10 protein-coding genes are annotated in these 12790 nt (G+C 42.5%); 7 read left to right on the top strand and 3 right to left on the bottom strand.

What is annotated here, in order from left to right:
- The first annotated feature begins 30 nt into the window (after positions 1 to 30).
- From V6R21_RS03960 to V6R21_RS03935, 6 genes are all read left to right on the top strand, one after another.
- Positions 31 to 1659 carry an IPT/TIG domain-containing protein gene (locus V6R21_RS03960; protein ID WP_334241077.1) on the top strand — a complete coding sequence of 543 codons (1629 nt, stop codon included), beginning with the start codon at positions 31 to 33 and terminating at the stop codon, positions 1657 to 1659.
- A gap of 70 nt (positions 1660 to 1729) precedes the next feature.
- Complete coding sequence (locus V6R21_RS03955; RefSeq protein WP_334241075.1) at positions 1730 to 3454, top strand: cellulase family glycosylhydrolase; 1725 nt, start codon at positions 1730 to 1732, stop codon at positions 3452 to 3454.
- A 12-nt stretch (positions 3455 to 3466) separates the two neighbouring features.
- Positions 3467 to 4138: a DUF4493 domain-containing protein gene (locus tag V6R21_RS03950; RefSeq protein WP_334241073.1), complete on the top strand. Its 672-nt coding sequence runs from the start codon at positions 3467 to 3469 to the stop codon at positions 4136 to 4138.
- 346 nt (positions 4139 to 4484) lie between these two features.
- A complete protein-coding gene (locus V6R21_RS03945; protein ID WP_334241069.1) occupies positions 4485 to 5648 on the top strand; it encodes a PepSY-associated TM helix domain-containing protein in 1164 nt (387 codons plus the stop codon).
- A gap of 243 nt (positions 5649 to 5891) precedes the next feature.
- Positions 5892 to 6668 (top strand): SDR family NAD(P)-dependent oxidoreductase, encoded by a 777-nt coding sequence (locus V6R21_RS03940; RefSeq protein WP_334241067.1) that lies wholly within the window; start codon positions 5892 to 5894, stop codon positions 6666 to 6668.
- Positions 6669 to 6834: 166 nt separating this feature from the next.
- A complete protein-coding gene (locus V6R21_RS03935; RefSeq protein ID WP_334241065.1) occupies positions 6835 to 7317 on the top strand; it encodes a hypothetical protein in 483 nt (160 codons plus the stop codon).
- A gap of 62 nt (positions 7318 to 7379) precedes the next feature.
- Here the strand turns inward: V6R21_RS03935 and V6R21_RS03930 are convergent, their stop codons facing one another.
- The 3 genes from V6R21_RS03930 to V6R21_RS03920 form a co-directional block, all read right to left on the bottom strand.
- On the bottom strand, positions 7380 to 8468 hold the full coding sequence (locus V6R21_RS03930) for an imelysin family protein (RefSeq protein WP_334241063.1): 1089 nt from the start codon (positions 8466 to 8468) through the stop codon (positions 7380 to 7382).
- 5 nt (positions 8469 to 8473) lie between these two features.
- Positions 8474 to 9871 (bottom strand): di-heme oxidoreductase family protein, encoded by a 1398-nt coding sequence (locus tag V6R21_RS03925; protein WP_334241061.1) that lies wholly within the window; start codon positions 9869 to 9871, stop codon positions 8474 to 8476.
- 80 nt (positions 9872 to 9951) lie between these two features.
- Positions 9952 to 11109 carry an imelysin family protein gene (locus V6R21_RS03920; protein WP_334241059.1) on the bottom strand — a complete coding sequence of 386 codons (1158 nt, stop codon included), beginning with the start codon at positions 11107 to 11109 and terminating at the stop codon, positions 9952 to 9954.
- 409 nt (positions 11110 to 11518) lie between these two features.
- Between V6R21_RS03920 and V6R21_RS03915 the strand changes: the two genes are divergently transcribed.
- Positions 11519 to 12661 (top strand): TIGR03364 family FAD-dependent oxidoreductase, encoded by a 1143-nt coding sequence (locus tag V6R21_RS03915; protein ID WP_334241057.1) that lies wholly within the window; start codon positions 11519 to 11521, stop codon positions 12659 to 12661.
- Positions 12662 to 12790 lie beyond the last annotated feature (129 nt).

Below are 12790 nucleotides of genomic sequence, written 5' to 3'. Positions count from 1 at the left end.
TTTTTTCTGATCACTTTAAAATTGAAATTCATGAAACATATCAATATAAAATCAGCTTTGCTGCGCCTGCTTGTATTGGCAGGTGCGGCGGCAAGCATTATGGGCTGTACAGATGTAGAAGCAGACCCTAATGATATCGTGTGGCCAGTACCGCAGGTGAATGTTTTTGAGCCTGCTGAAGCGGTGGTCGGATCTGAAGTGACACTGAGGGGAGAAGCATTAAGCAAGGTAAACAGTGTACAGCTTGGTGGCATAACTTGTGAGGTGATTAGTCTGGGTGAGAATGAGTTGAAGGTGAAACTGCCAAGAAGAATTGAGCAGAATCCATTTACGTTGCGCAACCAGTACCGCCAGCAGTCAGAAACGGCTGAGATGTTTAAGCCAATCTATCTGGCAGTTGAGAATGTACAATATCCTGACAGAATTGTGGCGGGTAGCAATATCTCAATCAAAGGGGATAATGTGGATTTAGTGGACAAGGTTTACCTGAACTCGACAGAACTGAGTGTCAACTTTACCTCTGCCAAAGAAGATGAGATCAAAGTTACAGTTCCATCAGATCAGGCATTCGGAGAGACGGCCATTTTGAGTATGACGACTCTTCAGGGGAATGAGGTACCAGTATCTGACCCGATTCCAATGTTTTATGGTTCGAAACCGGCTGCAGGTGACTTGGTGCTGATGGATTTTGAGGATGGGGTCAATCAAGTGATTGAGCCAAGCTGGACCAATGTCACCATCACTTCGGGTATAAATCTTGACCCAGCTGTGAAAGCGGCTGTGGGTAGTAATTATCAGGGTATGAAACTTGATGCAGCGAACAGAAGCGGGGATTGGAACTGGTTTGGTTATGTAGAAATGGCACTGCCTGACCTGAGTGATTTTAATGACCCTCACCTGACATTCTACCTGAATACCAATGGAACAGACGTATATGCACAGGCAGAGATGCTGAAAGGTGGCAGCAAGTTTGGTGGTGATCTGGTATCACGCTCAAGTACAAATGGTTGGGAGATTGTTTCATTCCCGATTGCATCTATCAATGGTGATTGGGGTGCTGAAGAAGGTTCAGACCGCTTGAGAATCGCTTTCACTACTGCTGACCTGCCAAATAATATGGAAATCTACCTTGATCAGGTGATGATTACGGATGGGAAAAAGGTGGAAATCAGTATAGACAACTTTGAGAGCGGCATTGATCATTTCACTGCTGCGGACTGGACAGGCGTTCCTTCAACACACGGATTGAACCTGAGTGGCCTTTCTGCTTATGAAGGCAGCAATTACCAAAGTGTTATCCTGAATGAAGCGGATAGAGGTGGAGACTGGAGTTGGTTCGGGTATCTGGAATATGCCCATCCTGACCTGAGCGACTTCAAAGACCCATACCTGACATTCTATATGCATACCAATGGTACTGAGGTATATATCCAGTGCGAAAGACTGATTGATGGTGCGAAATACGGTGGCGATTTGGTCTCAAGAGATGCCGTAACTGAGTGGACAGTCGTGTCAGTGCCATTGTCAAGCATCAATGGTGACTGGGGAACAGATGAGGGAGATGACCGCTTGAGAATTGCCTTTACTACAGCTGATCTGGCAGGTATGGAAATCCATATCGATGATATCAAGGTAACGGAAGGTAAAGTTACCATGTAATGCCGAATATAATTTCAATGCCGTGGCTGAAAGGTCACGGCATTTTATTTACTTTTTAAAACCCAATCTTATGCAAAAACAGTTACTCCCTTGGCTGTATGGGTTGTTGAGCATTTTGTCTATAGTTTCATGTAATACTGAAGACCCACAACCTTCCCCCTCAGCAGCAAAAGGTAACCTGACAATATCGGTAAGCCTGGACAGCACAATGACACAAGCATCGTCTAATGCCAGAATCGCAGCAACACTTTCACAACTTCAGGTCAAAGTCTATCAGGTCAACGGCGTTTTGGCAGCAGCATTTACGGATGCAAGTACGCTTCCCGAATCTGTGGAACTGGAAGCAGCACAGTATTACATCGTGGTGGAGTCAAATACCAAGGAGCCGTATGGATTTGGTAACCCTTATTATTATGGGAAAATAGAAGGAATTGAAGTACAGGCAGAAAAAACAAAGGCAACAACGATTACTGCCGCAGTACAGAGTGTCAAGGTTACTTTGGAATACGATGCATTTGTAGAAAATTACTACAAGGAATACTATACAAAGATAGGGACATTGCAAGGTGTCCTGACCTTTGAGCAAGGTGAAGAGCGGGAAGGTTTTTTCAATATTGTAGAAGGAGAGGATATCACTATTGAAACACACCTGTTTGATCTCTCAGGAAAGGAAACCATTGCCCGTTCTGTTATCAAAGGAGCAAAGCAAGGTACCTATTATCCAATTGGGATCGCAGTGGAAACTGGTGGGACAGCGACAACGTTGATCATAGATGAAACAGTCAACGAAAAAACAGCACTGATCAACGTGTATCAAGGTCATTATGAAACCCGCCCCGACTATATCCAGTCATCAGGATTTTTTGTCAAGAATGGTCGTCTCTATGACATGAACGGACATGACTTTGTGATGAGAGGAATCAACAACCCACACTACTGGTTTGACAGCTATGGTCGTTATGAAGCATACAAGGCACTGCCTCATATTGCAGCAAAGGGGACAAATACAGTGAGATTGGTGTGGGAAGCAGAGTGGGATGATAACCAGTGGGAAGCTAATATAGCTCAAGGTGATACGGAAGCGAATATGCTGCGCAAAATCATTCAGGAAACCATCAACAGGGGCATGATTCCTATGGTGGAATTGCATGATGCCACAGGCGAAACCTCCAAGGAATCGTTGGTGAGTATGGCGGCATACTGGGCTCGGGAAGATATCAGTCAGGTATTGAAAGAATATGAAGGACTTTTGCTGGTGAACATTGCCAATGAGTGGAGTGGTTTTGACCAGACCTACAAGAGTGCATATCTGGAAGCTATTGCTATGATGAGGAATGCAGGGTTGAACCATACGATTGTCATTGATGGCAGTAGTTGGGGACAGGATCTGAACCTGATTCTGGAATATGGCCAGACATTTTTGGATAGTGATCCGCAGCATAACCTTTTATTCTCCGTCCATATGTATGAAAGCTGGAAATCTCCAGATAAGGTGAGCAGTATGTTGAGACAGGCCGTTGATGCCCAGTTGCCACTTATTGTAGGGGAATTTGGTTTCCAGCACGGTGATCCACCGGCAGCTGTAGCTTGGGAAACTATACTGGAAGTTTGTGAAGAACTTCAGTTGGGGTATTTGGCTTGGTCATGGAAAGGAAATGGTGACCCTGTCAGTTACTTGGATTTGGCGGTAGATTGGGAAGGTTCACAACTGACCGAATGGGGCAAGATGATTTTTGAAAGTGAAAAAGGGATCAGCAATACCGCTAAGCCTGCTTCTGTTTTTACTGTTTTATAACTCAATTGGAAAATGAAAAAGGTAAAAATTATAGGAGCAATTATGCTTGTATGGCTGTTTTCGGCTTGTGATCAGGTAGAAAGCGTTGAGCCAATAGAAGGAGGAATAGTAAGATTAGGCTTGTCTATCGATCATCAAATTTCGATAAAACATGGCAGGGTAGCTGGTATTTCCAATAATGAATTGCAGGTGGCCATATATGATGCCGAAAGCCAACAAAAAGTGAAGTACTTCGAACATTTTTCTGATATATCAGATGGTATTCACCTACCTGTAGGCAATTATTACATTAGAACCTTCAATCTGGAAACACCAAAGGCGGCTGCTTTTGATCAGCCTTATTATACAGGGAAATCTGAAGAATTTGGTGTCACAACTGGCAGTAATCAAAGTATTGACCTAATGTGTTCTTTAGCCAATAATCTGGTTAGTGTAGCATTTGATTCAAGTATTTTTAGCCAATATGATAGTTATGAGGTAATCGTAAAAGCACCAAGAGGCGAATTGACATTCTCGTCATTAGAGAGTCGTGTGGGTTATTTTGAGGTTGCCCCGTTGATCGTTACAGCGAAACTCATTAGAGGCGAAACGGTATCCACTGTCTCTAGAGTCATTACTGATGTCTCGGCACAGACCTATTACAAGTTGCGAGTCAGTGAGTCATCAGTGTCAGTGGCTTTATAGCAAAAAGCACCTTCAGTTTTGGAGGTGCTTTTTTGTTATTTATAGACTTAAAAATTTCACATTCTATTTAAAATAAATCTAAATATTGTTTGATAATAGGGCTTCGGATTTTTACCTTCGTGCGTGTTTATTTAAAACAAGTCTAAATAAGGTAATTTACTGATTTGACATTCAATCAAATAGCGTAGAAAGGGTTCTTCTCTGCGATAGGATTTCGTAAACAGACGTTGTAGATATACGAATAAACTTATCATTCAGTAAATGATTCCATCAGTATTTATATAAAAATAAGAAGCGGTTTGGCTGATCATCCGTCAAACCATTTTTATTTAAAAAGTATAGCATTTTGAAGGTTAGGAAAATCATCGGAAAGCTGCATTTGTGGCTAGGGCTGGCGTCAGGATTAGTGGTGTTTATCGTAGCGATAACGGGTTGTGTACTTACCTTTGAGGATGAGATCAAGGATATGCAACAAGGCTTTCGCAATATCGAAATGCCTGAGCAAGGACAAAGCCTGATGCTTCCTACAGAATTGAAAGCCAAGGCTTCAGCAGCTTTGGGTAAGGGCGTAGATGCCAACGGTATTCTGTATCCTGAAGACGGTAAGACTGCCAGCGTATGGTTTTGGGGTTTTGAACCTCACTATTTCTACACGGTTCATATCAACCCTTATACAGGAGAGGTAAAGGCAATTACAGATGATGAAAAGGACTTCTTCCACTTTATACTGGACGGGCATCATTTCCTTTGGTTGCCTGAAAAGATTGGTCAGCCGATCGTGACTTATGCTACGCTGATTTTCTCTTTACTGTTGATATCAGGGCTTATCCTGTGGTGGCCCAAAAATAAGAATGCAAGGAAGCAGCGTTTCAGTATCAAGTGGAGCGCCAGCTGGAAAAGGGTCAATTACGACCTGCATAATGTATTGGGTTTTTATGCCATGCTGGTAGGACTTGCTTTGGCACTGACAGGTATGGTAATGGGATTTCAGTGGTTTGCAGATACTGTTTACACACTGACTGGCGGAAAGGGTAGTGCAGTCTACCAGATGCCACTTTCAGATACAACTGCTGTTGTGGTTGATGAGCTTCCAAAACCTGTTATCGATCAGGTGTGGGAAAAACTGGAGGCAGATAAGCCGGCTACAGGTCAGGCTTATATCTCGGTACCACAACTGAAAACAGAATCTTTCTATACGTATATCAACCATAAGCCGAGCAGTTTCCATCAGGTAGACTATTTCCACTTTGACCAGTTTACAGGCAAAAAACTGGGGGCTGATATGCCTTTTGACGGGAAGTATGAGGATGCCGATTTTGCCAAGAAACTGCAACGGATGAACTACGATATCCATATTGGGGCAATCTTGGGACTGCCGGGTAAGCTAATTGTATTCTTTGCCAGCCTGATCATTGCTTCGTTACCCGTAACAGGAACAGTGATTTGGTGGGGTAGGAGGAAAAAGACATCAAAAAAGAAGAAAGGGCGTAAAGTTCTGGCTATTCAATAAGATTTTGAGATCAAAACCAAATTGACTTTTTAGAGGATCATCCAGAAGGGTGATCCTATTTTTTTGTCTATTCATTTATTTAAATGGCTGTATTTCAATTGAATTTTAGGAGTGAGGCTTATGGTTTTCCTTAGTAAAAGGAATATGTGTTTTACTTTCTGTAAAATGTGCTGAAAGAAGATAGCCAAAATAGGGAGCTTTGTATATCGAAAATCTGAAACACATTTTAACTCAAATATAACTATGAAAGCAACAGCACTAATTACAGGAGCTTCAAGTGGTATAGGTCAGGAATTCGCCAGAATTCATGCAGAAAAGGGAGGTAATCTGGTAATCGTTGCCAGAAGTGCAGACAAGCTTAACCAATTGAAAAGCGAGTTGGAGGCCAAGTACTCGTGTGCGGTTTATGTGATAACCAAAGATTTAACGGAACTGAGTGCGCCAAAAGAAGTGTACGATGAGGTAAAAGAAAAAGGCATTGAAGTAGATTACTTGATAAATAATGCAGGATTTGGTGGACATGGTAAGTTCCACGAAAGGGAATGGGAACAGGATTTGGCTATGATCAACCTGAATATTGTTGCACTGACAGCCCTGACAAGGTTTTTTCTTCCTGATATGGTCGCCAAGAATAAAGGGAAAATACTGAATGTATCCTCGACAGCGAGTCTGTTGCCCGGACCGTTACAGGCCGTTTACTATGCAACAAAGGCTTACGTTACATTCTTCAGCAATGCCATTGCGGAAGAGTTAAGGGACACCAAGGTAACAGTCACTACATTGATGCCAGGTGCTACTGAAACGGGGTTTGCAGCAGTATCAGGAATGGACAAGACTTCGTTGTTTGAGAAGACTGCGAGTGCCAGTTCCGTAGCAAAGGATGGTTACGAAGGGATGTTGGCTGGCAAGTTGGACGTTGTATCAGGGTTAACTTTTGCACAAAAAGTGATGCTCTCTGCGATTCCATTTACACCTAAAAAAGTGTTGCTTTCGCAAATCAGGCAAATGCAGGAGATTTAAGCTTTTGCTTAAAAGACATTATTCAAGTCACCTTATGGTTTATAAGGTGACTTTTCTTTTTGGTTGGGTTTAAGGAGTTTGTAAACAGAAAGAAATTATTACTTATCAGTTATTGGATTATCTTCGTAACTCAAATTTTTTGTAACTGTAATTAAACCCAATAAAAATGAAAATTAGCATAACATACTTGCTTATAGCCGCTGCCTCAATTGCTATGTTTTTTGGATGTCAGGATCAAGGTAACTCCACGAAAGTTGCTTCGGTAGAAGAATCCGTTGAACCTATTTTGGCTGATCAGATTCAGGGAAGCTGGAAACTTGTTCAGGCAGAAACACAAGAAAACGGCAGTGTCACCTATAAGGACCTTTCCTCAACTGATTTTATCAAAATAATCAATGGGAAACACTTTGCTTTTTTCAACCAGAGCAATGATGAACAGAAAGTTTTTTATGGTGGAGCAGGTGTTTATTCACTGGAAGGAAACCAATATACAGAGACACTTTCATTCACAGGAATTGAAGAGATGAGAGGGCATCAGTTTACTTTTGAACTGGAAGTAAAAGGGGATAGCCTGATTCAGAGCGGATGGGAAATTGTAGAGGAGCAAAACATTAAAAGACATATTGTAGAGAAATATGTAAAACTTTGATCCAATAAAAAACCGACTCATAATCTATTTTGAAAATGAGTCGGTTTGGAAGCGTTTAATTACTAATCCCCATCATTATCGCTGAAAGTCAGCGTCAGGCTAAGAGCCGACATCATATCAGACTTTAACAAGCGAATCAGGTTTTCCATCTCGGTGTAAAGTTCATTCGACTGTTCCAGTTGCTGGTTTTCAACTGCTGTAAAGAGCGGTGTGTTAAAACCATCCAGAAGAGTAATGATTCCCTCAATCTGGCTGATGATTTTTTCTGAGAGCTGATGGTTTTCTGTATTCTCAGTAGAGAAATCAATCAGTTTTGCTAAGCCTGTTCCTCCATTCCCCTCGAAGTATAATTTTAATGAAGTCAGGTTTTCCTTCAGTTGCTCAACCGAGGTCTTGGAGTATGGACTTTCCACAAGGTCGGGCGCCAATTCTTGCGTAAGGGAGCCTTTTCCTAGCGGTGCACCTAGTTTCTTGTTCTTAATATTCTCAGCAAACACGATAATATTGTTCGCCAGATCATTGACTGACGTACCAATGCCGTTGCCGATTTTTTCGATAAACTCAGCTTGATAGGTGTTGCTCCAGTCGTTACTCATCTGTGTTGAGATCGTCACCAGATTTTGCGCCAAGGCTTTCAGGTACAATCCTCTGTTTGGATCTGCAAATGCATCAATGATCTTTTGGTGATCATTGTCCTGATCGAAGATCAGGTACTCAATTGCATGTAGTCCTTTTCTGGTAGAGCCTTGATTACTGACATAGGTTTCATCAATGGTCTCAGTCGTATTGATGGCTTCCTCTATCAGCGCAGTTTCTGTTAGTGGCCAACGGCTGATGTACGTGCGGAAGTAATTGATGGCAACGGGTCCCAAGTCAACCATTTCGATGCTGGCCCATGAATTGGTCATTTTCACCCATTCTGCCTGTAAGGCAATCAGGTTATCTTCCTGTGGCGTTTCGGTAAATGTCACTGTCGCATTCAGGAAAGAGGAAGAGGCATCCGAAAATTGTGTATAGGATGGGACAATGATATTCGTAGCCAAGTCTTTCAGCAATACTTCCTTGTCAAAGTCACGGCTTCCTTCATCGGATTCACAGGCGCAAAGGGACAGGATAACCATTGCCCAAGCCAATATTTTTAGAGATTTCATATTCGTTATAGGGAGTTTACAAAAGTGATCAATGCAGTTCTTTCCTCTGCTGATAGCTGAATAAAACTTTCCTTTGATTTGCTAGCTTCTCCACCATGCCACAGGATGGCTTCTTCCACGTTTCTGGCTCTACCGTCATGGAGCAGTTGCGTATGTCCATTGACCGTCTCAATCAGTCCAATACCCCATAAAGGCGGAGTACGCCACTCATTGCCAGTTGCTTGGAAGTCTGGTCGGTTATCAGCCAAATCATCACCCATATCATGAAGCAGGAGATCTGTATAAGGAAAGATGGTCTGATAGGCCAGTGCAGAGATCGTATGTGCCCCAGTTGTCATACTCGGGATATGACACCCGCTACATTGAAGTTGCTTGAAGAGGGCTTTTCCCTTAAGCACTTCCTCATCCTTGGCTTGAGACCTGACAGGTACAGCGAGTGTAGAGCTGTAAAAAGTAACCTTGTCCAAAATGCTTTCCTTCAATTCCGGTTTACCTCCGCTTATTGTTTCATTGCAAGCTTGCTCAAGATCTGTACAAGACTCGTCAGGAAATAGGGATGAGGTAATGCCAATATCACCAAGGAAGGCACCAGCAACCTGTTGTTTCAGGTTGGGCATATTGGCTTTCCAACCGAATCGCCCGATTACCTCTTTTTGGGCAATCATGTCCCAGACCATGTTTGGTCTGCCACTGATGCCGTCTTTGTTTGTATCGAATTCGTCAGCAAAAGACAGGATGGTATTAGTTTCAACTGCCTCCAGAAGCCCCAAACCAATCATCTGGTTGGCTACCCTTGGCGAGTACATGACACCACTTTCAAACTCTCCCAGATTCAGGTTAAAAGTATAGGTAGGCTTGCGGATTGTATATTTTTCCCCATCCGCATACTCGCCTGTAATCTCTTCATATGCAATCAGCAGTTCACCTTCACCACTTTCTCCGACTTCCAGAATGCCATTGTTGGCTAACTGGCCGCCGTATGTCGGTTCGCCTACAGGTTCACCATGACTTCCACTTCCTGGAACACTCAAGCGAACCAGCATAGAGGATAACGGATCGCCAAACTGGTCAGGAGCTTTTCCACGGCCATCCTTGAAGTGGCACCCGGCGCATGAGCGGGAGTTAAAGAAAGGACCCAGACCATCCAAATCCTCCGTTGAGGAAGGGGCTTTTACCCAGTTTCGGTTAAAAAATGAATTTCCAGTCACAAAGATCAGGTCACCATCACCTTCAAGATTAGGAGCAGGATTGGAAAAGGCATTGACAGAGATGTCATAATGTGAGGTTGCGCCTCCCGGAAATTCCTCACCCTCTTCATACCATGACGTTGCGACTGTAGTATCCTTGTCTTCACATGCCAAAAGACCCAGCAGGAGTATACTCAGTAAGTAAACTTTTTTCATTCGTTATACTTTTCTGTTAAGGAGAAAAAAGCAAGGGTAATACAAACGATTACCCTGCTTACTCATCTTGAAAAAGTGGCTTAAATATCTGAAGGGTCAAAAGAGTAACCCAACACTTGAGCGGCTTCAGCAATCTTGTCGCCTTGCTCTCTCAGGATCGTAAAGGCATTCTTTACCCTCTCTCTACCATCAGGATTTGAAGACAGAATTTCCTGATCAAATGGACTTTGGATTGCTTCACAAGTTTCCACTGACTCATTTACCAGTGAAGTGATCTCAGTGTTTAGTGTTTCATCCTTAGCTTGTACCAAGTCATCAATACCAGCACCATCTATTTTAGAACCATCCACTCTTGTATAGCTACCCAAGTACACATTTTTGATACCCAATGCGTTGGTTACAATATCCCTGTGTGTATTGTCGCTGAAACATGAGTGCTCGTCTTCCTTGCTTTGCTCATCATAAGCCACAAAGATACGCTCACCAGCCAGTTCACCTTTGCTTAGCTTACCCATACCTGATAGGATGTAGCCGATTGAACCATTCTCTGCTACGAAAGTAGTTCTGTAGTCACCGCCTTCAGCCCATTCTGCTCTTAAAGAAGCAAGGTCATCTACCAGAATCTGGATTGCCAGTTTCAGGTAAGTAGCTCTTCTGTTGGCATTGTCAGCAGTGGTATAGTCTGTATAAGGTCTTTCTCCGCCACCCGGGCCATCAGAAAGGTCTTGTCCCCAAAGAAGGAACTCAATGGCATGGTAGCCTAGAGCGACATTTGTTTCACTGCCATTCTCATTTTGCTCCAGCAGTACTTCCTTAGTGATTTCAGGGAAAGTCTCTGTATCGTTGATGATGTTTGTACCTGAACCTTCAACTACGTAATCAATATGTGCCTCATCCAATGGCCATGCATTCAGCTGACCTTCAGGTCCATCAGCATCATCGATTGGGCCACCGTAGAATCTGAATGCTTCAGATTGTCCGTAAGGCTCTCTTGCAGCCAACCATGCCTTCTTTGCATCTTCCAATGCGGCTTGGCTAGGGTCGTTCAGGAATAGGTTTACTTGGTTTTGTAGCGCTAAAGCAGTTAGGTATGCATCGTCGTAAGTTGCGTATACAATCTCAGAGTAGTTCTCAAGCACCGCTGCTTCAAGTGTAGAATTGTCAGTTGTTGGTTCCGTTTCGTTATCACATGACGCGAATAAAGCACCTGCTAGTAATAGTGTTAAAACCTTTTTCATCTTACTTTATTTAGTTTAAAAATTAGCGGGCAAAGCTATTTTAAAATATTATTTAGATCAAATTAAAATAACAAAGGTCTACTATTTTGTTTGTAAGTATTTGATAAAGAGGTTTTTGAAATTCAATTAGGAAGTGAGGATTTTAATTTTTCTCTAACACAATTAGAGAAATCATCATTTTTTAGGTGTAGAAGTTTAAACATTAAAAACTCAAATGATCTTTTTAAAATCGTAAGCATCATTTTTTGGATAGAAAAAAAGCACACTTATAAGTGTTGGTTTGGAATATTAACCAATGCCATGTCTTCTTTACTTCTTCATAAATTACCAAATCCTTAAAATTAACTTAATCTACATAATTGAATATTAGTCAAAAATATACCGTTTATTTGGATATAATTTGACTTATATGAAAAAGGATATCATAATTATTGGTGCTGGTATAGCAGGACAGGCTTTGGCACTGGCTGAAGCTAAGAAAGGTAATAAGGTTACCGTATTTGACAGGACTTCTCAACCTGTTGGCGCATCTGTCAGGAACTTCGGAATGGTATGGCCTATTGGACAGCCAGAAGGTGTTTTTTATGAGGTAGCACTGAGATCAAGGCAAATATGGAAAGAGCTGATTGCTGCTACAGGGATCTACTCAGACCAGATAGGAAGCTTACACCTTGGCTATCGTGATGATGAGTGGGATGTCCTGCAGGAGTTCTATCAAGCCTATCAGGATGGACCTTATGAGTTGGAATTGGTTGAGGCAGGCAAGATTGACAAATATTCAAATGCGGTCAAGAAGGAAAACCTGAAGGGTGGTGTATTCAGCAAGACAGAGGTGATTGTAGACCCAAGAGAGGCACTGCGAACTTTTCCTTCCTACTTGTCTGAGCAACTTGGCGTAACGTTTCATTGGAATACTTTAGTGAAGGAAGTGGGTGACAGTAAGGTGACGACTTCTGATGGAAGAATCTTTGTGGCTGACCAGATTTATGTTTGCAGCGGTCCAGATCTTGAGACGCTTTACCCTGAAATTTATACCTCATGGGGTGTTACCAAATGTAAGTTGCAGATGATGCGTACAGTTGCGCAGCCAAACAACTGGAGGCTTGGACCTGCTTTGGCTGCTGGCTTGACACTGACACATTATAAGGCGTTTGATAAGTGTCCTTCCTTGGGTAAGCTGAAAAGCAGAATTGAAGAAGAGATGCCCCTGTACCCGAAATATGGCATCCACGTGATGGCTTCACAAACAGGACTGGGTGAGTTGACATTGGGAGACTCTCACGAATATGGTCTGACACACGATCCGTTTGACCGTATGGAAATCAACCAACTTGTTTTGGATTATCTGAAGACTTTCCTTGATGCTCCTACTTTCGCCTTACAGGAGTCATGGCATGGTATATATCCTAAATCTACAACTGGAAAAACAGTGCTGATCGCACAGCCTGAAGAAAATATTATCCTGATGAACGCTTTGGGAGGTGCGGGGATGACGCTCTCATTTGGAGTAGCTGACCGTATCGCCAATGGGAATTGGGATGATTTGATTTGATTGAAGTTGCATTTTTGAAAATGGTAACCACCTGAATATTCGTTTCGGGTGGTTTTTTTGTTAGAGTCTTCCTAAGGATTTATTATTTCAAAATAAGAAAAGCCACCTCAATATGAGGTGGCTTTTGAC

Source organism: Limibacter armeniacum (assembly GCF_036880985.1).
Taxonomy (GTDB): domain Bacteria; phylum Bacteroidota; class Bacteroidia; order Cytophagales; family Flammeovirgaceae; genus Limibacter; species Limibacter armeniacum.
Note: the sequence above shows the minus strand (reverse complement) of the source record. Positions and strands in the feature narration are given on the sequence as shown.

What these genes read in the sequence shown, in the direction of transcription:
- V6R21_RS03960 (WP_334241077.1), top strand. Translation starts at nt 31, where the DNA reads ATGAAACATATCAATATAAAATCAGCTTTGCTGCGCCTGCTTGTATTG.
- V6R21_RS03955 (WP_334241075.1), top strand. Translation starts at nt 1,730, where the DNA reads ATGCAAAAACAGTTACTCCCTTGGCTGTATGGGTTGTTGAGCATTTTG.
- V6R21_RS03950 (WP_334241073.1), top strand. Translation starts at nt 3,467, where the DNA reads ATGAAAAAGGTAAAAATTATAGGAGCAATTATGCTTGTATGGCTGTTT.
- V6R21_RS03940 (WP_334241067.1), top strand. Translation starts at nt 5,892, where the DNA reads ATGAAAGCAACAGCACTAATTACAGGAGCTTCAAGTGGTATAGGTCAG.
- V6R21_RS03935 (WP_334241065.1), top strand. Translation starts at nt 6,835, where the DNA reads ATGAAAATTAGCATAACATACTTGCTTATAGCCGCTGCCTCAATTGCT.
- V6R21_RS03930 (WP_334241063.1), bottom strand. Translation starts at nt 8,468, where the DNA reads ATGAAATCTCTAAAAATATTGGCTTGGGCAATGGTTATCCTGTCCCTT.
- V6R21_RS03925 (WP_334241061.1), bottom strand. Translation starts at nt 9,871, where the DNA reads ATGAAAAAAGTTTACTTACTGAGTATACTCCTGCTGGGTCTTTTGGCA.
- V6R21_RS03920 (WP_334241059.1), bottom strand. Translation starts at nt 11,109, where the DNA reads ATGAAAAAGGTTTTAACACTATTACTAGCAGGTGCTTTATTCGCGTCA.
- V6R21_RS03915 (WP_334241057.1), top strand. Translation starts at nt 11,519, where the DNA reads ATGAAAAAGGATATCATAATTATTGGTGCTGGTATAGCAGGACAGGCT.